Source organism: Micromonospora alfalfae (assembly GCF_022230925.1).
Classification (GTDB): domain Bacteria; phylum Actinomycetota; class Actinomycetes; order Mycobacteriales; family Micromonosporaceae; genus Micromonospora; species Micromonospora alfalfae.
On sequence record NZ_JAKKFH010000008.1, the window covers coordinates 189,246 to 211,536 of the forward strand.

Annotated in this window: 16 protein-coding genes; 9 read left to right on the top strand and 7 right to left on the bottom strand. The window is 71.3% G+C overall.

Annotation, left to right across the window (positions count from 1 at the left end):
• Window positions 1–45 precede the first annotated feature (45 nt).
• Entirely contained in the window at window positions 46–1,032 is a 987-nt protein-coding gene (locus MED01_RS07565; protein ID WP_238667787.1) for a zinc-dependent alcohol dehydrogenase family protein, read from the bottom strand.
• A gap of 222 nt (window positions 1,033–1,254) precedes the next feature.
• On the opposite strand from MED01_RS07565, the gene MED01_RS07570 reads away from it, so the two are divergent.
• From MED01_RS07570 to MED01_RS07590, 5 genes are all read left to right on the top strand, one after another.
• The gene (locus MED01_RS07570; RefSeq protein WP_238667788.1) at window positions 1,255–3,318 is read left to right on the top strand and encodes a DUF8832 domain-containing protein; all 2,064 of its coding nucleotides are present in this window, start codon (window positions 1,255–1,257) and stop codon (window positions 3,316–3,318) included.
• Window positions 3,319–3,383: 65 nt separating this feature from the next.
• A complete protein-coding gene (locus MED01_RS07575) occupies window positions 3,384–3,986 on the top strand; it encodes a copper chaperone PCu(A)C (RefSeq protein WP_238667789.1) in 603 nt (200 codons plus the stop codon).
• Window positions 3,987–4,009: 23 nt separating this feature from the next.
• Entirely contained in the window at window positions 4,010–5,224 is a 1,215-nt protein-coding gene (locus MED01_RS07580) for a Dyp-type peroxidase (RefSeq protein WP_238668140.1), read from the top strand.
• 22 nt (window positions 5,225–5,246) lie between these two features.
• Window positions 5,247–5,807: a copper resistance CopC family protein gene (locus MED01_RS07585; protein ID WP_238667790.1), complete on the top strand. Its 561-nt coding sequence runs from the start codon at window positions 5,247–5,249 to the stop codon at window positions 5,805–5,807.
• Window positions 5,808–5,982: 175 nt separating this feature from the next.
• Window positions 5,983–7,458, top strand: coding sequence for a PepSY-associated TM helix domain-containing protein (locus tag MED01_RS07590; RefSeq protein ID WP_238667791.1), 1,476 nt, complete (start codon window positions 5,983–5,985; stop codon window positions 7,456–7,458).
• 56 nt (window positions 7,459–7,514) lie between these two features.
• Here MED01_RS07590 and MED01_RS07595 read toward each other — a convergent pair whose 3' ends face one another.
• Both MED01_RS07595 and MED01_RS07600 read right to left on the bottom strand, forming a co-directional pair.
• Window positions 7,515–8,648, bottom strand: coding sequence for an oxalate decarboxylase family bicupin (locus MED01_RS07595; protein WP_238667792.1), 1,134 nt, complete (start codon window positions 8,646–8,648; stop codon window positions 7,515–7,517).
• A 13-nt stretch (window positions 8,649–8,661) separates the two neighbouring features.
• Window positions 8,662–8,922 carry a hypothetical protein gene (locus MED01_RS07600; RefSeq protein WP_238667793.1) on the bottom strand — a complete coding sequence of 87 codons (261 nt, stop codon included), beginning with the start codon at window positions 8,920–8,922 and terminating at the stop codon, window positions 8,662–8,664.
• 199 nt (window positions 8,923–9,121) lie between these two features.
• Here MED01_RS07600 and MED01_RS07605 point away from each other — a divergent pair, with 199 nt between their 5' ends.
• Complete coding sequence (locus MED01_RS07605; RefSeq protein WP_238667794.1) at window positions 9,122–10,702, top strand: helix-turn-helix transcriptional regulator; 1,581 nt, start codon at window positions 9,122–9,124, stop codon at window positions 10,700–10,702.
• Between the two features lie 7 nt (window positions 10,703–10,709).
• Entirely contained in the window at window positions 10,710–11,537 is an 828-nt protein-coding gene (locus MED01_RS07610) for a hypothetical protein (RefSeq protein ID WP_238667795.1), read from the top strand.
• A 15-nt stretch (window positions 11,538–11,552) separates the two neighbouring features.
• On the opposite strand, the gene MED01_RS07615 is transcribed toward MED01_RS07610, so the two are convergent.
• Window positions 11,553–12,563: an aldo/keto reductase gene (locus tag MED01_RS07615; protein WP_238667796.1), complete on the bottom strand. Its 1,011-nt coding sequence runs from the start codon at window positions 12,561–12,563 to the stop codon at window positions 11,553–11,555.
• 113 nt (window positions 12,564–12,676) lie between these two features.
• Between MED01_RS07615 and MED01_RS36035 the strand changes: the two genes are divergently transcribed.
• Together MED01_RS36035 and MED01_RS07625 are read left to right on the top strand one after the other, a co-directional pair.
• Entirely contained in the window at window positions 12,677–13,285 is a 609-nt protein-coding gene (locus tag MED01_RS36035) for a TetR/AcrR family transcriptional regulator (protein WP_238667797.1), read from the top strand.
• 110 nt (window positions 13,286–13,395) lie between these two features.
• Window positions 13,396–16,233: an AfsR/SARP family transcriptional regulator gene (locus MED01_RS07625; RefSeq protein WP_238667798.1), complete on the top strand. Its 2,838-nt coding sequence runs from the start codon at window positions 13,396–13,398 to the stop codon at window positions 16,231–16,233.
• Window positions 16,234–16,242: 9 nt separating this feature from the next.
• On the opposite strand, the gene MED01_RS07630 is transcribed toward MED01_RS07625, so the two are convergent.
• From MED01_RS07630 to MED01_RS07640, 3 genes are read right to left on the bottom strand one after another with little or no spacing between them, the layout of a single operon-like run.
• A complete protein-coding gene (locus MED01_RS07630) occupies window positions 16,243–18,417 on the bottom strand; it encodes a peptidase domain-containing ABC transporter (RefSeq protein WP_238667799.1) in 2,175 nt (724 codons plus the stop codon).
• The gene (locus MED01_RS07635; protein ID WP_238667800.1) at window positions 18,414–18,908 is read right to left on the bottom strand and encodes a hypothetical protein; all 495 of its coding nucleotides are present in this window, start codon (window positions 18,906–18,908) and stop codon (window positions 18,414–18,416) included. Before MED01_RS07635 ends, MED01_RS07630 begins: the two co-directional genes overlap by 4 nt.
• Window positions 18,901–22,239, bottom strand: coding sequence for a type 2 lanthipeptide synthetase LanM family protein (locus tag MED01_RS07640; RefSeq protein ID WP_238667801.1), 3,339 nt, complete (start codon window positions 22,237–22,239; stop codon window positions 18,901–18,903). Before MED01_RS07640 ends, MED01_RS07635 begins: the two co-directional genes overlap by 8 nt.
• Window positions 22,240–22,291 lie beyond the last annotated feature (52 nt).

Genomic DNA, 22,291 nt, shown 5'->3' on the forward strand with positions numbered 1-22,291 from the left:
TGGTACCGACCCAGTGACCTCTTCGGTGTGAACGAACGGCTCGGCTCAACCGGCAATGTCCACGACGACCTTGCCCTCGGCGGTGCCGCCGGCGACCAGGTGGTGGGCGTCCATGACCGTGTCGAGCGTGAACCGACGCCCGTCCAGTCGGGGGCGCAGTGCGCCGGCGTCGGCCAGCGTCGCGATCTCGCGCAGAATGGCGCCGTGGTGTTCGCGGCCCCGCCCGGTGAGCATCGGCAGCAGAGTGAACACGCCGGAGTAGGTCGCGCCACGGAACGACAGCGGAGCGAGCGAGTGTGAGCCCCAGCCCAGCGCGCTGACGACGTGCCCGAGGTAGGTGCGGACCGCCGCGAACGACGCGTCGAGCGTCGCGCCACCGACGTTGTCCACGACGATGTCGAATCCCTCCCCGCCGGTGTACCTCTCGACGTACTCCTCGACAGTGCTCGTGGTGTAGTCGATCGGCACGGCGCCCAGGCTCTCGATCACCCGCATGCTCGCCGGCCCGCCGGTGGCGTACGCCTCGGCGCCGCGGGCCTGGGCAAGTTGCACGCCCACGTACCCGACGCCGCCGGCACCGCCGTGCACCAGCACCTTCTGCCCGGCCCGGACCCCAGCCCGGTCGACAAGCCCCTCCCAGGAGGTGACCGCCGCCAGTGGCAACGCGGCGGCCTCCCGCATCGAGAGGCTCCTCGGCTTGTGGGCCAGCAACCGGGCGTCCACTGCGGCGTACTCGGCAAGCGAACCCTGGAGGTCGCCGACGCCCCCGCACAGCCCGTACACCTCGTCCCCCGGCTCGAAGCCGGTCACGTCCGCGCCCACCGCCGCGACGACACCGGCGAGGTCCAGGCCGAGCACCGCTGGCACCTGAACACGCGCGTGCGCGGCCTTTCCAGCCTGGATCTTCGTGTCGAGCGGGTTGACCCCGCTGGCGACGATCTGCACCAGCACGTGACCGCGCTCGGGGGTGGGTTGATCGATCTCCTCGACCGTCAGCGGAACGTCGAACTCCCGCAGCACCGCAGCACGCATGGCAATCCACACTCTCCGTGGTCGAGACGTCACGTGGACGGTATCCGACCGGATTGCCGGACGGGGCGGCTTCCTCGGTGACCCGCGCCGGCGTCCGCCGGAACTTCTGGCCGGCCCGGCCGACCACCCGGATGCCACAGGTCACGGCTGATCGGCTTTTGCCATCTGAGGAAAAAGTTCGTCACCTCTTGTAAAAAGTCTCGACACAGTGAGGATATTCAGATGCGTCGTCACCCTCAGATTCCTGGGCGGGTGGTCTCGGGCCTCCTCGCGTTCCTCCTCGCCTCGGCTGTCGCTCTGCTCGCACCGGCTCAGCCCGCCGCAGCTCACGGGACCCTCGCCGAGTCCACACCGGCGGGAGGCGCCACGGTGCGCGAGCCGGTGACGTCGGTGCGGCTGTTCTTCACCGAGAAGGCCGCCGCCAACGCGTTCTTCACGATCACCGCCCCGGGCGGCACCCGTGTCGACAACGGGTGGTCGCAGGGGGAGCCGAAGCCACTCGACAAGCCGGTACGCGAGTACTTCCTGGTCAACGGGCAGTTCGAGCCACGGGAGTACACGACGGGGTTCCCCGCGGTGGTGTCCGTCGCCCACCTGCCCGCCAAGGGTCAGTATTCGGTGAGCTACCTGTCGGTCGCCTCGGACGGCGATACCGTGCGGGGCACCCTGACCTTCCGCTACGACGGGCGGGTGACGGCAGCGCCGAAGGGGTGGAGCCCGCCGTCGACTCAACCGGACCCGGCGCTGGTGGCCGCCACCGAGCAGCACAACACGTCCGGGCAGGCCTCGGCGGTGCCGACCACCGCGGCCGATCCGACGACCCCGCCGGCTGCGGCGGCCCCGTCGACCGGGTCAACCGAGGAGAGCGGTTCCGGGGCGCTGGCCTGGGCCGGCTGGGCGGCGGCGGTCGCGGCGGTCGGGGCGCTGGCCGGGTTCATCGTCTGGCGTCGCCGATCCGCCGGAACACCCGCCGGCCAGGGCCGTGCCTCGGCGGCGACCTCCGGCCGAGACGGCGGTGGCGCCCGTACCACGAACAGGACGGGCACTGGCAAGACCGTCGGCGGCAAGACCGTCCCCGGCAAGGCTGCCGGGGACAAGCCCGTCGGGGGCAAGGTCGGCGCGGCGACCGGCGTCGTCGCGCGTACCGCGAGCGACAAGCGGCGGGCTGCCACCGTGCCGGCGGCGCGCAAGGGCAACACGGTCGTCACGGCCCGCACGGGCGTTGCTGTCGATCCGACGCCCACCGATCAGGCGACCAGGGCCTTCGCCAGTACGGACGGCGAGCCGACGGTCGACCCCGGACCACGGCCCGACACGGACCTCGCCGCCGCGACGCCTGGGTCCCGGTTGAGCAACACCCACCTGGCGCTGTTCGTCGGCGGTCTGGTGCTGGCCCTGCTGGCCGGGTTCGGGCTGGCCCGTATCGGCACCTCCGACAAGAGTCCCGCGACCGGCAACGCACGACAGTCAGCCGGTGGACCGCCCGCCTCGGGCCAGGTGGGCTCCGCGACCGACGGGCACCAACACCCTGCCGGTACGGGGCCGCACACGCATCGGGGTGACGACGCGACTGGCGCAACGCTGGCGACCGGCACGACGGTCAGCGCCGGCGGGTACACCCTGCAACCGCTGGAGCGGTCCCAACCCTCTGGTGTACGCGCCGACTACCGGTTCCGTATCGTCGGGACCGACCGGCAGCCGGCAACGACCTTCGCGGTCGTCCACGACAAGCCGTTGCACCTGATCGTGGTGGGCCGCGACCTGACCGGCTACCAGCACCTGCATCCGACAATGGCGCCCGACGGCACCTGGAGCGTGCCCCTGACGCTGGCCCGACCCGGCGGCTACCGCGTCTACGCCGACTTCTCCGTCACCGCGGCCGACGGCACGCAGCAGCCTCTGGTGCTGGGCGTCGACCACACAGTGCCCGGTGCGCACAGCCCGACCGCACTGCCGCCGGCACAGGCGCAGACGAAGGCTGGTCCGTACACGGTGTCGATGACCGGCACCCCGACGGTGGGGGTGACGGCGCCGATGCACTTCCAGGTCAGCGCTGACCCGACCGTACCGGCGCAGGTGGAGCCGTACCTGGGCGCGTACGGGCACCTGGTCGTGGTTCGTGAGGGTGACCTCGGCTACGTGCACGTCCACCCCGAGCCGGAGCTGGTCGACGGGACCGTCAAGTTCTGGCTGACCGCGCCGAGTTCAGGCCGGTACCGGGCCTTCTTCGACTTCCAGATCGCCGGCAAGGTGCACACCGGGGAGTTCACGATCAACGTTCAGTGAGCCCGGAACTTTCTCCCAGTCGCGGCCGACCACCCTCCCAGCCGCAACCTTCGGAGGAAGAACACATGCGCACCACCAGCCCGAACGCTTCACGCCGCCGCTCGGCAGCCATCCTCGCCGCCGCGATCCTGACGGTGGGCGTCGCCGGTTGCGGCTCGTCCGACTCTCCGTCGACAGCGCAGGCGGGACCGCCCGCGCCGACCTCGGCCAACCCGGACGCTGGTGTGCTCGGCATTCGTGACCCGTGGGTGAAGGCGGCCGACAAGGGCATGACGGCCGCCTTCGGGACCCTCGTCAACGACGGCGACACCGATGTCACTCTGACGAGTGCCACGACGTCCCTGTCGCCGATGGAGCTGCACGAGATGGCCATGAAGGACGGCAAGATGGTCATGCGGCAGAAACAGGGCGGCGTCGTGATCAAGGCCGGGAGCACGCACGCCCTGGAGCCCGGCGGCGACCACCTGATGCTGATGAACCTCACCAAGCCCGTTCAGGCGGGCGACGAGCTGACCTTCACCCTGACCTTCGCCGACGGCAGGACCCAGCAGTTCCGCGCCATGGCCAAGCCGTTCACCGGCGCGCAGGAGAGCTACGCCCCCGGGCACGGCGAGCCGACGCCCGGCATGAGCGCCACGCCGGAGATGAGCATGAGCCCGGCATCGTGACGCGGAGACCACCTGTCCGACCGCTGAGCAGGCGTGGTCTGCTCACCGGCGGAGCACTGGCAACCGGCGGAGCCCTGGCCGGCGGTGCCGCCATCGCCGCTACCAGTGTGGGGAGGGCCGGGCCACCGCCCGCGACGGTTGCCGACACGACGCCAGTGGCGTCAGTCGGCGGCCTGGTCGAGCCGTTCCACGGCGCTCGGCAGGCCGGGGTGGCCACCGAACCGCAGGCGCACGCGTCGTTCGTGGCGCTCACAGTGCGGGCCGGCGTCGACCGGGCCGCGCTGGGTCGGATGCTGCGGCTGCTCACCGACGACGCCGCCCGGCTCACCCAGGGCCGACCTGCGCTGGCCGACACCGAGGCCGAACTCGGGCTGCTGCCGGCACGGTTGACGGTGACCTTCGGCTTCGGGCCGGGCCTCTACCAGGCGGCCGGCGTCGACGACCGCCGGCCGGCATCGGTCACCGAACTGCCGTCGTTCCGCATCGACCGGCTTCAGCCGGCCTGGTCCGGTGGTGACCTGCTGCTCCAGATCTGCGCGGACGACGCGATCTCCGTCGCCCACGCCCAGCGAGTCCTGATCAAGGACAGCCGACCGTTCGCCACAGTGCGGTGGGTCCAGCAGGGCTTCCGGCGCAGCCCCGGTGTCGAGCCGGGCGGCCACACCCAACGCAACCTGTTCGGTCAGCTCGACGGCACCGCCAACCCCCGACCCGGCGCACCCATGGACACCGCCCTCTGGGTCGCGGACGGCCCGGCGTGGCTGCGCGACAGCACCACAGTGGTGCTCCGGCGGATCAGCATGAACATGGAAACCTGGGACCTGCTCGGCCGCAGCGACCGCGAGCTCGCCGTCGGGCGACGGCTCGACACCGGTGCACCGCTCACCGGCACCGCCGAACACGACGAACCCGACTTCGCCGCCACCGACGCCGACGGTCTCACCGTCATCCCCGACTTCTCCCACCTGACCCGCGCCCACGTCACCGACGACCGGCTGAAGATCCTGCGCCGGCCCTACAACTACGACGGGGCGCCGACGGCGGAGGGCCACGCGGACAGCGGATTGATCTTCACCTCGTACCAGGCCGACATCGCCCGACAGTTCCTGCCCATCCAGCGCCGGCTGGCCGACCGGGACCTGCTCAACGAGTGGACCACGCCGATCGGTTCCGCTGTCTTCGCCATCCCGCCCGGATGTCAACCGGGCGGTTGGATCGGCGAGCAGGTGCTCGGATGACGACGCCAACCGGAGTTCCGTCATGACCGTGCCGCCGTCCCGCCGTACCTCCGTCCGGCTCGGCGCGGCGGTGCTCGCCGTCCTCGTGGCGGTACTCATCCCGGCCGGCCCGGCCTGGGCGCACAACTCGCTGAAGACGGCCACGCCCGCTCGGGACGCGACGGTGCCGAGCGCACCGACCGAGGTCACGCTCGAATTCATGCAGCGAATCGACGCGGCGTTCACCACCATCGTGCTCACGGACGCCGCCAAGCGGAAGCTTCCCTCCGGCCAACCGGTGGTCACCGGAGCGAAGACCACGATCCAGGTGACCGACACCCTGCCGAACGGGACATACACGGTCGCCTACCGGGTCGTCTCCGTGGACGGGCACCCGGTGCAGGGCTCCTACCCGTTCACTGTGGCCGATCCGACGTCCAGCGCCGCGCCGGTTGCCAACGTCAGCGCGTCAGCGCCCACCCCGTCCGTCGCCGCACAGTCCGGCGGTGGTCCGAGCGTCGGTGTACTCGTCGCGGCCGCCGCGCTGGCCCTCCTCGTCCTGCTGACGGCCGGGCTGCTGTGGCGGCGGGCGGCCCGGCGCTGATCCGACCCGCCCTCGTGCGGTCCGCCCGCCGCCCGGGTCATCGGGAACCGACCCTCGGGAACCGCCGGCGTCTCTCCCCCGACTACCAGTCAGGGCCGACGCGACACCTCACCGGGCGACCAGACCAGTACGGGAAACAGCCTCGGACGCTTCCCGACTCTTCGATCGGATCACCATGTCTCTCACCGAACTGTCCGGCACGCCGACGCCGGAGCCCGCCACCACCACCGAGAAACCGGCCCGGCCCGCCCGGCGCACGTCACCGTTCGGCGCGCTGCTGCTGCGGCTGCACTTCTACGCCGGCATCCTCGTCGGCCCGTTCCTGGTGGTCGCCGCACTGACCGGCCTGGCCTACACCACAACCCCGCAACTCGACGCGATCCTCTACGGCGACCAGCTGACCGTCGCCCAGGTGGGTGACCGTCAGCTCCCGCTGGCCGAGCAGATCGGGGCCGCGCGCAACGCGCACCCCGACGGCAGCATCACCACAGTGCAACCCGGCGACGGCGACCGGACCACCACTGTGGTGTTCTCCCTGCCCGAGCTGGGCGAGAACCAGCACACCGTCTACATCAACCAGTACACCGGCGAGTCCCAGGGGCAGCTCACCACCTGGTTCGGGTCCACGCCGGTGACCACCTGGCTGGACGATCTGCACCGCCACCTGCACCTGGGCACGGTGGGCGAGCACTACTCCGAACTGGCCGCGAGCTGGCTGTGGGTGATGGCGCTCGGCGGGGTCATCCTCTGGTGGCGTCGACGCGGCGCCGCCCGAGCTGCCGCCCGGCATCTGCTCGTGCCGGACCTGTCCACCGGTAAGGGTGTCCGCCGCACCCGGGGATGGCACGCCACCACCGGCATCTGGCTCACCGTCGGACTTCTCTTCCTCTCGGTCACCGGCCTGACCTGGTCCCGCTACGCCGGCGCGAATTTCGCCGCCGGCCTCGACGCGCTCAGCGCCCGCACCCCGGAGATCTCCACCAGCCTCACCGCCGGTCCGCCCGCCCCTGCCGAGACCGGTGGGGGCCACGAGCACGGTGCCGCCGGGGCGGGCGGGGTTGTCGAGTCGGCGGCCTTCGACCGGGTCCTGGCGGTCGCTCGCGGCGCGGGCCTCTCCGGGCCGGTCGAGATCAGCCCCGCGCAGGAGCCGGGCTCCGCCTGGACCGTCACGCAGGTCGATAACACCTGGCCGGTCAGGAAGGACCGCATCGCCGTCGACCCGGCCTCGGACACGGTGACTGCGCGCAGCGACTTCGCCGACTGGCCAGTGCTGGCCAAACTGAGCGGCCTCGGCATCCAGGCCCACATGGGGATCCTCTTCGGCCTGGTCAACCAGATCCTGCTCGCCGCGCTCGCCCTCGGCCTGCTCTGCGTCATCTTCTGGGGCTACCGCATGTGGTGGCAACGCCGGCCCACCCGCGCCGACCGCCGTGCGTTCGCCGGCACGCCGCCAGCTCGCGGCAACGTACGCGGGCTGCCGCTCTGGGCGCTGCTGATCGGGGTGCCGGTGACCGTGGCGATCGGCTGGACGCTGCCCCTGTTCGGGCTCACGGTGCTCGCTTTCCTCGCCATCGACGTGGTGGTGGGTGCGGTGTCTCGACGCCGACGGCCCGCCGCGGCTCCCACCTCCCCGGCACCCGCGGGGAGCTGATCCACCGGACCGGCCGTCCGTCCGCCGACGGCCGTCCGGACGGACGGACGCTTCGCTCAGATCACCACCTGTTTGGTGTTCGGCAGGCTGTCGACGATCGACTTCTGCACGTTGATCGTGTCGGCGATGACCTCGTGCGGCGTGTTTGCCATCCACTGCATCACCGAGATGTCCTCGAACCGGGGATGGCGGAACATTTCCAGGAACACCAGTGGCTCGTCGCCGGTGTTCTCGATGTAGTGGCCGTACGCGAACGGGACGTAGCCCACGTCGCCGGCCTGGAAGTCGAACGTCCGGGCCGCGGCCTGCGAGGCGAAGACACCCATCCGCCCGGTTCCGGAGATGTAGTACTGCCACTCGTCGGTGGTGGGATGCCAGTGCAACTCGCGCATCCCTCCCGGCTCGACCTCCACCAGGGCCGCGGCGGTGGTCACGGAGGCGGCGAAGTTGGTCGAGTCGGTGATCCGGACCGTTCCGCCGCGGAATCGCTGCGGGGTCTGCGCGAGCATCCGGTGCTTGAAGCTTCGTGGGATGTCGCCGGTCGGGCTGACCACCCGGTCCTGTTGCAAAGGTGGTGGGACGTCGCCCTGGAAGATGTACTTCTCCCGCTCGGGCAGGTTCTCCATCTGTTCCAGCGTCCAGCCGAAGTTCTTGGCCAGCACGTGTCGCGGGGTGTGGGCGAAGAAGTCGCTGAGCAGGAAGGTGTTGTTCTCCGAGAACGCCCCGTCGTCGAAGACCAGCAGAAACTGCGCGCCGTCTTCCAACGCCTGGATGTTGTGCGGCACGCCCTGCGGAAAGAACCACAGATCGCCCGCCTTCACGTCCTCGATGAAGTTGCGGCCCTCGTGGTCGACGGCGCTGATCCGGCAGCTGCCGCTGAGCATGTACGCCCACTCCGACTGCTGGTGCCAGTGGATCTCCCGGTACGCGCCCGGCTCGAGACCGAACTGGACGCCGGACAACTGACTGGCGATCGGCAGGTCGCGGTTGGTGACCTCCCGGGTCCAGCCGCCCTTCTCCACCCGGGTGTGCGCCTGTGAGAACGAGAACTTGAGGTTGGGCACCAGTCGGCTGTCGGTCGTCGGTGGAACCAGGAGGTCCGGGTTCTGCCGCTCGAGCTCGACGTTGCGCCCTGCGAGGGGCGGGGCGCCCTGGTCGCCGCGCCGCGGCTCGGGATCGCTGTTCGCCATGATCGCTGTCTCCTCACTCGGGTTGGATCGGATGGGGAGCGGGAACGGACCCGCCCCGCAGCCGTAGCCGCGACGAGATCCCCAGCAGGGCACGCAGCCCGGGCCAGCCGCACTGGACCACGATCGCGACCGGGATCGCCGCGGCGGTCGCCATCAGCACCAGGCGGGTCCACGCCGGAGCGTGACCACCCGCCCCGGTGCTGGCGTAGAGGACGAAGATCAGCAGTACGACCCGAAGCCGACGCAGGCCGGGAAGTTCGGTGAGTTGGGCCATGATTCGATGATCGGCGGCGAACGCAGCCCGTCGCATCACGTGATCGCGCCATTACCACCTGCGGAATCCCGGACGGTGGTGGCCATTCGGCGCAATCGGCGTCGGTTCGGCGATCTGGTCGCCCGTACCTGCCGCCGTGGCTAGGCTCGGTCGCAGGACGGCCTTTCGACGCGCCTGGTAACAACCGGGGAGAACGCCATTGTCCGAATCACCCTTCAACTGTGGAACGCTTCCGGCCGACGACATCGCCGCCGACGCCGAACAACGACGGCACCGGCTGTTTGCCACGGCGGACCAGCTCCGGCTCGCCGGACGCGGGATGGAGGCGCTGCACGTCCTGGCCGCGGAGATCGCCACGAGTCGCAGCGGCGAGCGCCATCGCGTCTTCCTGCTCGGTCGCCTGGCGCAGATCGTGGCACTGGAGCAGCCGACCATCGCCCTCGCCGGTCTGCGGGAGGCGCTGAACCTCCGACTGGACGCTCCGAGCCGCGGCACAGTGCTCGCCCTTGTCGCCACGGTCGCGGCCCGCACGGGACATCCGGACACCGATGCCCTGCTGCGCGACGCGGGCACCGCGCACGCCGCTTCGGGTGATCAGGCGTCCGCTCGCCATCTCGCCCTCGCCCGGGCCGCACGCTCGCTCGGGCACGGTGATCTGCCGGGTGCCCAGGCTGTGCTGGCGGCCCTGGACCCGGACTCCTGGGCGGCACGCGCCGACGCCGAGTCCATCCGGGCGGAGCGGATCCTCGTGCAGCTGGGTCTGGGCCGGTACCAGGACGCGCAGGCCGCGACCCGCCATCCGCCCGAGGCGACGGATGTTTCACTCACCCGGCTGACCGCGCTGGACTGCCTGCGCATGGTGACTGTGGGAGAGCTGCCCGAGGCGGCCGCGCTGGCCGTCACGACGCTCAGCTCCGGCTCTGTGGACCTCAGCAGGGAGGTGCGTGCTCTGTTGGTGGCGGTGATCGGCGAGGTCCGCTACCGCCGAGGCGAACACGACGATGCCCGGGCCATCCTCCGCGCCTGCCTCGCCGAGGACCGATGGCCGGACCGTTCGATGTGGACCTTGGCGTTCTGTGTGGCGGTGCGCGACACCGCCCTCAGCGCCCCGGCCGACCTGCTCAGCACTGTCGTCGCCGACCTGCACCGGTCGGTCCGGTCACTGGTGCCAGTGCCGCACTTCGGCCCCCGACTGGTACGCGCGGCGGTGGCGGCCGACGACACCCGGGCCGCCCGCCGGGTCACCGAACTGGTCGAGCTGGTCTCCACCCGTACTCCGGTGCCGCTGTGGCACGCGCTGGCCGATCAGAGCCGAGGGTTGCGCGACGACGACCCGGACGCCCTCCGGTCGGCGGTGGACCGGCTGCGCACCACCGCCGCGCGGCCGGCGCTGGCCGACGCGTTGCTCGACCTCGCGAACAGTCCCCGAACGCGGTCCGGGGAGGCACGCGATGCCGCGCACGAGGCGGCTGCCCTCTACGCCCGGATCGGCGCTCCTGGCGACCAGGCGATCGCGGACCGGCGCTGCGCCGACCTCGCCGCCACACCGCGCCACCGGCAGTCGATCGACGAGCCGTTAAGCCGGGGCATCGGCGCGCTCACCCCCGCCGAGGAGCGGGTGGCCGAGATGCTCGCCGCGGGTGCCACGAAGAAGGAGGCGGCCAGGAGTCTCTTCGTCTCCTTCCACACCGTGGACACCCAACTCCGCTCCATATACCACAAGCTGGGCATTCACAATCGGATGCAGTTGGTACGGGCCTGGGAACGGACCAGACGATAATCAGCCGATGACCGCGCCAACCGACCTGACCCCGCTCGCCGAAGCCGTGGAGTGCGAATTCATGCACTCCTACGAGTCGCAGGCGCCCGGGCCCACGTACACCGATCTCGGGATCGCGACCACCCGCATCGGCGGCGGTGTCGCCCTCGCCATGCGCAACGATCCCTCCGGCGGGTACTGGAACAAGGCCCTCGGCTTCGGCACCACCGAGCCGTTCACGGTGCAGACCCTGGATCGCGTCCTCGACTTCTACCGGGAGCAGGGCGTCGACCAGGCAGTCCTTCAGCTCGTGCCGTCGGTGCTGCCGGCGGGCTTCGACGAGGTCGCTGCCGCGCGCGGGCTTGAGCCAGGAAGCACCTGGGTCAAGCTCGCCGCCCGCCCGGGCGACGTCGCCGCGACGCAGACCCGTCTGCGCGTCGCCCCGGTGCCGGCCGCCGAGGCGCGGCGCTGGGCCGACGTGCTGCTCACCGGGTTCGGCATGCCGACCGGTGGGCTCACCGACATGCTGGCCGCGACTGTCGGCCAGCCGGCGTGGCGACCGTACGCGGCCTGGGACGGCGGCGAGCTGGTCGCGGGCGGCAACCTGTTCCTGCACGGCGAGGCCGCGTCGCTGAACGCCGCCGCGACGGCCACCGGGCACCGCGGCCTCGGGGCGCAGTCGGCGCTGATCGCCGCCCGCGCCCGAGCCGCGGCCGAGGCGGGATGCCGGTGGCTGTTCGCCGAGACCGGCAAGCCCGCGCCCGATCAGCAGAACCCGTCGCTGAACAACATGCGGCGGGCCGGACTGGTGCCGCTCTACGAACGCCGCAACTGGGTCTGGCGAGCAGCTTCCTGAACCCGCCCGCCGGAGTCACTTCTCGCTGTCGAGCATCGCCATCATGGTGGTCGCGTACCGCTGGCCGGAGGCGGCGCCGGCCGGCACGGCACGCTCGATCTCGTCCAGTGCGTCCTGGTCGAGCACCAGGCCGACCGCAGCCAGCGACTCGGTCAGCCGGTCGCGCCGCCGCGCCCCGACCAACGGCACGATCTGTTCGCCCTGTGCTGCCACCCAGGCGATCGCCACCTGGCTGGTGGTCGCCCCCAGCCGCTGCGCGACCCGGCCGAGCGCGTCCACCAGGCGCAGGTTGGCGGTCAGGTGTTCGCCCTGGAACCGAGGGCTGTTGGCCCGGAAGTCCGTGCCGGTCAGCGCACGGTCCGCCGACCAGTGGCCGCTGAGCAGCCCTCGGGACAGCACCCCGTAGGCGGTCAACCCGATGCCCAGCTCCCGCAGCGCCGGCAGAATGGTGGCCTCCGGGCCCCGGGAGAGCAGCGAGTACTCGATCTGGACGTCGCTGATCGGCGCCACAGCCGCGGCCCTGCGGATGCTGTCCGCGCCCACCTCGGAGAGCCCGATGTGCCGGATGTGGCCGGCCTGCTGCATCTCCAGCAGCGCGCCCACTGTCTCCTCGATCGGCACCTGCGGGTTCAGCCGCGACGGCCGGTAGATGTCGATGTAATCGGTGCCCAGGCGTCGCAGCGAGTACGCCAGCCGGTCCTTCACCGCCGCCGCCGACACGTCGTACGGTGCCGCCTGGAAGCCGCCGTCGGGTGTCCGGCGTGCGCCGAACTTCACGCTGAGCACCACCTCGTCCCGGCGACGCTCCCGCAGCACGCGGCCGATCAGCATCTCGTTGTGACCCGACCCGTAGAAGTCCGCGCTGTCGATGAGGTTCACACCGGCGTCGATCGCCGCGTGCAGCGTCGCGACGCTCTCCGCCTCGTCGGCCGGCCCGTACAGGTCGGACATGCCCATCGCGCCGAGCCCGATGATCGACACCTCCGGCCCGGAGGTGCCCAACCGTCGCCGTCGTAGACCCGTCATGTCCCTCGTCCCCTTCGGTCGTCGCGGTGCGTCGTGACAACCAGGCACCGCTGTGTACGCTGTGTCCATATAACCAGCGAGTAGACAGCGTGTCCATATAATCGGGAGGACCAGTGGCCGAGCTCACGCCGAATGCCCAGACGCCAGCGCGCCGTGGTCGCGGCCGCCGCCCCACCGATCAGGTACGCGCGGAGATCCTCACGGCCGCCGGTGAACTCCTGCTGGCCGAGGGCATGGCCGGCTTCACCATCGAGAAGGTCGCGGCCCACGCCGGAGCCAGCCGGATGACCATCTACAAGTGGTGGCCCTCCAAGGGTGCACTCGCCCTGGACGGCTACTTCACTGTCGTCGCACCCACCCTGGCCTTCACCGACACCGCCGACATCGTCGCCGACCTGACCAACCAGCTCGTCGCCTTCGTCCACCTGGTGCGGGACACCACCGCCGGGCGGGTCGTCCGCCAACTCATCGGGCAGGCGCAGACCGATCCGGAACTGGCCGCCGCCTACCGCGAGCGCTACTCCGGACCCCGACGAGCCCTCGCCGTCGAAACCCTCACCAGGGCGATGGCCCGGGGGCAGCTACGCGCCGACATCGACCCCGAATCCGTCGTCGACCAACTCTGGGGCGCCTGCTACCACCGACTTCTCATCGCCGACCTGCCGCTCACCGAGGAGTTCGCCCGCACCCTGGTCGACAACCTCATCCGCGGACTGCGCTGACCGACCAGCGGTCAGGCCGCCGTGCCACGCCACTGGTCGACCGGGCCCCGCGGGCGACCGCCCGACCAAACATGAAGATCATGTTCAATCGATGCTAACGTCACTGATCGATGCCCCTCCACTTCGACCTGCTCGGGCCGCTGACAGTGTCACGGGACGGCCGACCGGTCGCCCTCGGATCGACGAAACAGCAGCTGGTGCTGGCCGCTCTGCTGCTACGCCCGGGTGAGGCGATCTCCGCCAACGAGCTGATGACGATGGTGTGGGGCGACCAGCCGCCCGCCTCGGCCGCCGCGAACCTGCGCACCTACCTACGAGGGCTGCGCCAGGCACTCGACTGTGCGGCGGGTGAGCGCCGCCGGATCCTCACCACACCGTGCGGCTACCTGCTTCGCGTCGAGCCGGACGAGCGGGACGTGGACCGGTTCGACGCGGCGGCGGCGCGCGGACGGGCAGCGCTGGCTGCCGGCGACCCGGCGGCGGCGCAGCCGGAACTGGCCCACGCGCTCGGCATGTGGCGGGGGCCCGCCTTCGCCGGGCTGCCGCTGCCCCGGCTCCTCACCGGCCGGGTCGCGCGGATCACGGAGCGGCGGCTGCTGACCGAGGAGGACCACGCTGCGGCGCGGCTCGCGCTCGGCGAGGCGGCCCAGGTGATCCCCCGGTTGCGGGCGCTGCTCGACCGTCACCCACTGCGGCAACGGGCCTGGTCCCAACTCATGACCGGTCTCTACCAGATCGGCGACATCGCTGGGGCTCTGGCGGCGTTTCAGCAAGCCAGGCGGGCGCTGGCCGAGGAGACCGGGATGGACCCCGGCCCCGAGCTGACCAGGTTGCACGACGACATCCTGCACCACCGCCTCGGCAAGCAGGCCGCGGCGACCGGGCCGGCGGCCGACGCGTCGGCCGGGGCGGCACCGGACCGCCCTCAGCAACTACCACTGGCCCTACCCGGTTTCGTCGGGCGCACCGCCGAACTCGACCTCCTCGACGCGACCCTCGGCGCCCGGCCCGCACAGCCCACCACCGTGGACATCGTCACCATCAGCGGTATGGCCGGCGTGGGCAAGACGACGCTCGCGCTGCACTGGGCCCATCGGGCCGCCGACCGCTTTCCCGACGGCCAGTTGTACGTCAACCTGCGAGGCTACGACGACGCGGACGCGGTGTCCCCCGCCGACGCCCTGGTCGACTTCCTCGAGGCGCTCGGCGTACCGGTCGGCCGCATCCCCAGCAGCGTCGACGCTCGGGCCGGGCTGTACCGCAGCCTGCTGGCCTCACGTCGGATGCTCGTCGTCCTCGACAACTCGCGCGACGCCGACCAGGTACGGCCGCTGCTGCCCGGCGTGGGTCGGTGCGCGGTCCTGGTGACCAGCCGTGACCAGCTCAGCAGTCTCGCCGTGGCCGAAGGCGCACGACCGTTGACGCTGGCGGTGCTGACGGCCGCCGAGTCGACGAGGCTGCTCCGCAGCCGGCTGGGCGACGACCGGGTGGCGGCGGAACCGGCGGCGGCCAGCGAGGTGATCGAGTCGACCGGTCGCCTCCCGCTCGCCCTGTCCATCGTGGCGGCCCGGCTGACCGCCCGGTCCACCTTCCCGATCGACGCCGTCGCGGCCCAACTACGCCCGTCAGAGTCCCGGTTGGAGCAACTGGCCGACGGGGACGTCCGCCGAATCTTCTCCTGGTCGTACCGGGCGCTGAGCAGCGGGGCGGCCCGCCTGCTGCGCCTGCTGGGCCTGCACCCGGGCCCCGACCTGACCGGAGACGCCGCCGCCGCGCTGCTCGGCCGACCCCGGGCGGCCGTCACCCCGCTGCTGAAGGAGCTGACCCGGCTGCACCTGCTGACCGAGCACCTACCCGAGCGGTACGCCCTGCACGACCTGCTCCGGTCGTACGCGGCCGAACTGGCCCAGGCATCCGACGTGGCCGAGGAGCGACAGGCCGCCGCGCGCCGGATGTACGACCACTACCTGCACAGCGCCCACCCCGGCGCGGTGTTGCTCCAGCCGACCTGGGCACCCACCGAGCTGGAATCACCGATGCCGACGAACGTGCACGTGCCGATGCCCGACCGGGTGGTCGCGGCGGCCTGGTTCCACGCCGAGCACCCCGTTCTGCTGCGGGTGCTGCGTCAGGCCGCGGAGACCGGCTTCGAGCGGTACGCCTGCCAGCTCGCCTGGGCCCTGGCGGCGTACCTCGCGCCTCGGGGCATGTTCCAGGAGCAGCTCGCGGCCCAGCAGGCGGCGCTCGCGGCGGCCCAGCGGGTCGGTGACATCCGGGCGCAGGCGCAGGCCAGTCGGATGCTCGCCCGCGCGCTGATGCGGCTCGGCGACCAGCACGCGGCCGAGCACCACGTGCAGCGGGCGCTCGAACTGTACGAACAGCTTGAGGACCTGGACAGCCTGGCGCTGATCCTGCGGCAGTACACCGAGCACTGCACCCAGTACGGCCGGCTGGACGAGGCGCTCAAACACAGTGCCGAGGCGCTGCGGGTCTCGCAGCTCATCGGCAACCGGTACGCCGAGGCGCGCGCGCTGAACGTCAAGGGTTACCTGCACGCCCTGACCGGCGACTACCACCAGGCCGTCGTCGACTGCGCCGAGGCGCTGGCCGAACAAGAGGCGATCGACGATCGCGTCGGGCAGGCCGCGACGTTGGACAGTCTGGGCTTCGCGTACCACCGGCTCGGTGACCCGGCCAGGGCGGCGGTCTGTTACGAGCAGTCGGTCCAACGCTTCCAGGAATCGGCCAACCGGTATCACGAAGGGCTGACCCTCGTCCGGTTGGGCGAGGCGCGCGAGGCGATGGCGGATCCTCCGGCCGCTGCCGAGGCATGGCAGCGGGCGATCCGGATCTACGACGACCTGGGCGACCCCGCCGCCGACGTGGTGCGGCAGCTGCTGGCACGCGTCGCGCCCGGCCACCCCGGCCCGATGACCCCGCCCGAGTAAGACGCCCGACTACAGCGGTCGGGCCGTCTGGAGCTGGTCGCGGATCAGCGCCTCGTAGTAGCGCCCGTGCGCGATCAACTCGTCGTGCGTGCCCTGCTCCACCAGGGAACCCTCCTCCATCACACCGATCAGGTCGGCGTTGAGCACGGTGCTCAACCGGTGCGCGATGACGATCCTGGTGCACGACAGCGCCGAGAGGACCTCGTCCACCCGACGCTCGGTGACCACGTCCAGGTGGCTGGTCGCCTCGTCGAGCAGCAGCAGCGGCGGGTTGTGCACGAGGGCGCGGGCGAGGGCCAGCCGTTGCCGTTGGCCGCCGGAGAGCCCTCCGCCGCCCTCGGTGAGTCGGGTCTCGTACGCCATCGGCATCGCCATGATCTCGTCGTGGATCTGCGCGCGCTCGGCGGCGAGAATGACCTCGTCGTAGGTCGCGGCCGGGTGCCCGAGGGAGATGTTGTCGCGGACGGACCCGGCGAACAGGGCAGGCTCCTGGGTGACCATGCCACACCAGCGTCGCAACTCGCGGAAGTCGAGGTCCTGCAGCAGACGCCCGTCGAAGCGGACCTCGCCCTCAGTGGGCACGTACAGTCCGATGATCGTCTTGGCGAGCGTCGTCTTGCCCGAACCGGTCCGCCCGACCAGCGCCACCTTCGCGCCGGGCGGGATGGTCAGGTCGACTCCGCGTACGGCCCAGGCGGCGTTGGCGCTGTAGCGCATTCCGACTCCGCTCAGTGTCACCTGCCCGGAGATGCGGCCCGGTGGCTGGGACGTGGACCGGTCCTGCTCGGCGGCCTCGTCCATCACGTCCCGGATCCGTTCCAGGTGGGTGCCGACCGTCTGTAGTTGACGAGCCGTGTTGACCAGGCCCATCAGCGGGGTGAGCACGGCCGCGGCGAGGGCGTTGAGCGCCAGCATGGTGCCCAGCGACATCGCGCCGGCGACGACCTGGTGCGCGCCGACCCACAGCAGGAGCAGCGGCGATCCCATCCGGAACACCCCGAGCGTCGCCTCCAACCCGGTCTCCAACTGACGGCGGTGCAGCGAGGCGAACTGCCGGGTCTGGAACAGCCCGGACCAGCGGCCGAGGACCTGCTGCTCGGCGCCCATCGCCTTCACCGTCTCGGCGCCGGCCAGCACCTCGACCGCGTAGTTCTGCTCCTCGGCCTGCGCGGCGATGTCCCGGTGCGTGCGTTCCCGCATGGCCCGGTACGTCGCCACTATCGCGCCGAGTTGCAGCAGGCCCAGGCCCAGCACCAACCAGGCGTAGAGCGGCGTGAACGCCAGGAGCATGCCGATGTAGACGACGACGAACAGTCCGTCGAGGACGAGGGACATCGTCTGGCTGGTGACCAGGTCGCGGATGACTGTGTTGCTGGACATCCGCATCAGCAGGTCGCCGCTGCTGCGCAGTTGGAAGTAGGAGTACGGCAGGGCGAGCAGGTGGTCGAAGAAGCGCCGCATCATGGTGTCGTCCATGCGGGCGTGCAACACGTTGAGAGCGGCACCTCGGGCGTAGGTGCCCACCCCCTGGGTGGCCAACAGCAGGAGCATGCCGAGGCCGAGGACGGTCAGGGCCTCGACCTGCCCCTTCCCGATCACCGTGTCGACCGCGAACTTGGTGATCAGTGCGGGCAGCAGCACCGCCAGTTGGAGCAGCAGCGAGACGACCAGGACCAGGCCGAGCAACGGACGGGAGAACGTCAGCATGCTGCGGGCGAACCGCAGCGAGGCCAGCCGTCCCGGGCTGGAGCGTCGCTCGAACTCCTCGCCCGGGGTGAGTTCGATGGCGATTCCGGTGAACCCCTCGCCGAACTCTTCGCGGCTCATCCGCCGCCGGCCCATCCCCGGGTCGACGACGACGGCGCCGCGTCGGTCCCACCGCTCCAGCACCAGATAGTGCCGGAAGTTCCAGTGCACGATCGCCGGCAACCGCAGCTGTGGCAGTCCGTCGATGTCGACGCTGACACCTCGGGCCCGCATCCCCGTCCGGCGGGCGAGTTGGGTCATCTGCAACGCCGTGGCCCCGTCACGGCCGATGCCCAACTGCTCGCGGCACTCGGCGACAGAGGTCCACCGCCGGTAGGAGCTGAAGACCATGGCCAGGCACGCGGCACCGCATTCGGTGGCGCTCATCTGGAGCATGATCGGCACCCGGCGACGTGGTCGCAGCCAGCTCATCGTCATCGGAGGACCCCCTCAACGCCCGGCACCAACTCCAGCAGTCTGGGGTTGGCGACCACGAGACTGAGCCGGCCGAAGCTCTCCTTCGCGTCTCCGGCGAGCCAGACGATGGTGACCGGCCGGGGCACCTCCGCCGGGATGTTCCAGCGCCGATCGGCGGTGTCGTCGACGACCTCGGCCCGGACCACCCGCAGTGTCGACCGGCCACCCTCCTGCACGAGGGTGACCTCCGTGCCCGGCGCCGGCTCCGGACTGAGGCGTCCGGCGAACATGGAGACCCGATTCGGCCCGTCGGCACCGATCACGACGCCGTCGACAGTCCGTGGCACCCGCATGACCGCCGCGAAGCCCACGCCGATCAGCAGCAGCACGGCGAGCGCGACCAGCGGCCGTCGTGAGGACCGGATCGGGCTCCGCGCCGGGCCGTCGTGCACGCCACCGCGGTAGGTCGCCAACGCCTGCGGCCGGTACGGCCAGAGCTGCTGCTCAGCCACGCGGGTCACCGCCCACCGACTGAACCGGAGGCTCGACCAGCAGGATCGACGGAACCCGCTCCGGCAAGGCCAGACGCAGCAGGTTGTAGCCGATGCCGGCGATGCCGCTCATCAGGCCCGGAGTCTCCGCACCGAGCGGAACCCCACACAGCCAGCCGTCCCGGTCGATGTAGTCCAGGATGCTGGCGGCCACCAGCTCGGCCTGCCGGGCGGCGTCCTCGTCGCCACGGACCCGTGCCGCGGCCAGCAGGGCCTCGACGTTACCGAGGTCGCCGTGGCAGATGCTGTGGTTGCCGGTGCCCGTGATGACCTCGCCGGTCAGGCCGAACCGCAGCATGCCCGTGCTGGCGTCGGCGAGGTCGCGGTCGAGCAGTTCGTGGTCGTCGACGTAGCCGGCGAGGTCGGCGCGGGCGAGCGCGATGCCGGGCCCGCCGTGGCACCAGGCGACCATCGAGTACCGCTCCGGCGTGGTGTCGCGCAGGTCGAGCCAGCACATGTGCTCCGGGTCGAAGGCCGAGCGTTCGTAGCGCATCGCTCCCTCGACCAGCGGCAGATGGTCGCGGTTGCCGAGGGCCCGGTCCAGCCGGGCCAGGGCGACCGCGATGCCGGACCCCCCATGTGAGAAACCCGCCAGCGGCCGACTCGGGTTCACCGCGCCCGCCCAGCCGATCCCGTCGCCGGCCGGCTCGGCCTTGTCCCGCAGGATCCGGGCGAACGTGCGGGCCGCGTCGAGGACCGGCTCCGACGGCCGTGCCGCGTGCAACGCCAGCAGCGCGAGGATCGCTCCGGCCGCGCCGCTGATCACGTCGTACGCCTCGTCCTGCGGCGCGAGGTGCAGCAGGACGGGCACGATGCGTCCGGCGGCGTCCAACAGGTCCTCGCGCTGCCACAGGGCACCCAGGTGACTCAACGCGTACAGCGGTCCGCCCAGCTCGTTGAAGGCGCCGACTGTGAAGTTCTCCAAACTCTCCGTCGGCGTCTCGTCGAGCAGGTCGATCTGACGTACCAGCATGCCGGCGGCGACCTCGGCGGCGCTGCGGAAGCGCTGCTCGCCGCTGACCTCGCCGAGGTAGCCGAGGAACATCGCGATCCCGGACAGCCCGCTGTAAAGGTCGATCCCGACCGGGCCCAGCTGCCAGATCTTGTCGGCCACCAGGGTGTGCCCGAGCCAGGCGATCGAGTCCTCGCCGGTGTCGGCCGACAGCAGCAGCCGGTCGCCGGCAGCGCACGCGGCGGCGATGAACCGGTCCACATCGGCGGGAACGGTGGCGGCGGTGACCTGGTACTCCGACCACTGCCCCTGACTCTCCACGCCCATCGTCAGCGCCGCGAGCGAGCTACGCAGGATCCAGGTCTGCTGGGCCAGGTGGGTTTCGGAGAGGGCGCCGATGCGCTGCCGCGACCGCTCCAGGCCGCTGGTGGGCAGCACCCCGGCGACCACCGAGCCGTCTCCGGCGACGAAGTCGTGCGAGGCGGGCGTCGTGCTGAAGAACGGGATGTCGCCGCGGCTCAGCTGTGCCTGCTCGGCGGTGGCGATCCGGGCCTCGGCCCCGGGCCACTCCTCCTGCAACCAGAGGAAGCTGAAGAACCGCTCCCGGTCCAGCGCGTTGCGCAGCAGGTCGGGGTGGCGGCTCTCCTGCAGCAACTTGCCGTAGGTGCGGGTGGCGCGCAGGATCACGCGTACCTCGTCACCGGCGAACGCGGCCACCGGCCCGTCCGGTGCCAGCAGTTCATCGCGGTGGCGGTGCAGCAGCCGGTAGGTCTGCTCGAACCCGGCCATGATGTCGGCGCTGAAGTCGAGGGTGTGGTGTGCCGTGTCACTCAGGCTGGGGAGGTTCTGCCCGCCCCCCATCTCGATGCGCTTGCGGACCAGGCGCATCTCGTCGGTGCCGGACTCCTCCCAGGTGGCGACCGGGGTGGGCGTGAGCTGCCCGGCGGTGCCGGCCAGGCCGCTGAAGTCGACGCCGCCGACGCCGTCGTCGTCCTGGTAGATGATGGGCCGGGGCAGGAGCCCGACCTCCAGGACCGACTCCCGCATCGTCCGGAACGACTCCGCCGAGACGCCGATCTGCTGGTCCGTCTGCTCGCCCTGCGGGTGGAAGAGGGCTTCCAGGTCGACAAGCATCGGGTGCTCGCCGGCGGCGATGATGTTCTCCAGGTGGAAGTCGACGGCCGCGAGGCTGTGCAGCAACGCCAGGTAGCTGCCCTGCCGGGTGTAGAAGCGGCGCAGCGCGTCGTGATCGGCGCAGGGCCCGGCGGCGACGAACTCCGACCACCCGTAGTCACCGCGGTCGAGCACCCACATGGTGCGTAGCGACGGCTGTGCGCCGCGCGTGTTGAGCCAGTCCAGCAGTTGCTGGAAGTGCAGCTCGACCTGCAGGCCTCGGGGCTTGTAGACGGCGCGGGCGCCGTTGGCGAAGCGGACGAACCCGACCGAGCGACCGCCGCGGTGTGAGTCACCGGCACCGAACGACACCTCGGTCACGCTGCCCAGCTCCGCCGGGTCGCCCAGCCGGGCGGTCAGCGCTGTGGCGTCCGCGACGAGGCGCTGGGCGAACTCGACCCGGGCGTCCACCCAGTTGTCGATGAGGATCGTCGCGTCCCGGGCCAGCACCGGGTACTCCATCAGCACGTCGAGCGTGTACTTCGGGTCGCGCAGCCGCCGGGCGAAGTCCTCGAAGCGCTGCTGCGAGGTCTCCCCCTCCAACTGCCCCTGCACACGCAGGACGTTGAGTTCCAGCACGAGCACCCGGCCGACGAGCAGGTTGATCGCCCCGTAGGGCGGCTCGCAGAGTTGGTCGGCGAGCAGGTCGGCGTCGAGGTGTGGTCCCGGCGCACCCGCGCAGGCCGCGTACACCGCCTCGCGTACCCGGCGGACACCGTCGTCCACCAGCGGGCGCACCAGCTCGACGAACGCGGCGTGCGGGTGCGGCTCGTGGTGGTGGTCGTGGTCATGGTCATGGTCGTGCCCGTGCTGGTCGGCGGCACCGGTCTCGCCCGGCCGGTGGTTGCGCCAGGCGCGTTCGATGGTGCGCACGTAGTCCGGGATGTCGGCGAACCTGCTGCGGACCGTCTCCGGCGTCTCGCCGAGCACAGTGGTCAGGGTGGGCTCGTCGAGGTCGAGGGCGTCGAGCCAGCTCTCGAACAGGTCCGTGTCACCGGCGAAGACCGGTTCGTTCTTCCACCGATCGAGCCGGAGCCGCCCCCGGTCCTCGTCCGCCGAGCCGGTCGGCGCCGCGCCGCCGAGCCTCTCCGGCAGGGAGTACGCCAGGTACCAGCAGGGGTTCGAAACGTCCACCGGGTCGTGGCCGGGCAGGTGCGACTGCGTCATCGGGGGTGCTCTCTCTCGCGCAGCGGTCGGGTCTCGCGGGGGACGGTGCCCG

Bases quoted from the DNA above. Each gene is read 5' to 3' on its own strand.
- MED01_RS07565 (WP_238667787.1), bottom strand. From the start codon at position 1,032: ATGCGTGCTGCGGTGCTGCGGGAGTTCGACGTTCCGCTGACGGTCGAG.
- MED01_RS07570 (WP_238667788.1), top strand. From the start codon at position 1,255: ATGCGTCGTCACCCTCAGATTCCTGGGCGGGTGGTCTCGGGCCTCCTC.
- MED01_RS07575 (WP_238667789.1), top strand. From the start codon at position 3,384: ATGCGCACCACCAGCCCGAACGCTTCACGCCGCCGCTCGGCAGCCATC.
- MED01_RS07585 (WP_238667790.1), top strand. From the start codon at position 5,247: ATGACCGTGCCGCCGTCCCGCCGTACCTCCGTCCGGCTCGGCGCGGCG.
- MED01_RS07590 (WP_238667791.1), top strand. From the start codon at position 5,983: ATGTCTCTCACCGAACTGTCCGGCACGCCGACGCCGGAGCCCGCCACC.
- MED01_RS07595 (WP_238667792.1), bottom strand. From the start codon at position 8,648: ATGGCGAACAGCGATCCCGAGCCGCGGCGCGGCGACCAGGGCGCCCCG.
- MED01_RS07600 (WP_238667793.1), bottom strand. From the start codon at position 8,922: ATGGCCCAACTCACCGAACTTCCCGGCCTGCGTCGGCTTCGGGTCGTA.
- MED01_RS07610 (WP_238667795.1), top strand. From the start codon at position 10,710: ATGACCGCGCCAACCGACCTGACCCCGCTCGCCGAAGCCGTGGAGTGC.
- MED01_RS07615 (WP_238667796.1), bottom strand. From the start codon at position 12,563: ATGACGGGTCTACGACGGCGACGGTTGGGCACCTCCGGGCCGGAGGTG.
- MED01_RS07625 (WP_238667798.1), top strand. From the start codon at position 13,396: ATGCCCCTCCACTTCGACCTGCTCGGGCCGCTGACAGTGTCACGGGAC.
- MED01_RS07630 (WP_238667799.1), bottom strand. From the start codon at position 18,417: ATGACGATGAGCTGGCTGCGACCACGTCGCCGGGTGCCGATCATGCTC.
- MED01_RS07640 (WP_238667801.1), bottom strand. From the start codon at position 22,239: ATGACGCAGTCGCACCTGCCCGGCCACGACCCGGTGGACGTTTCGAAC.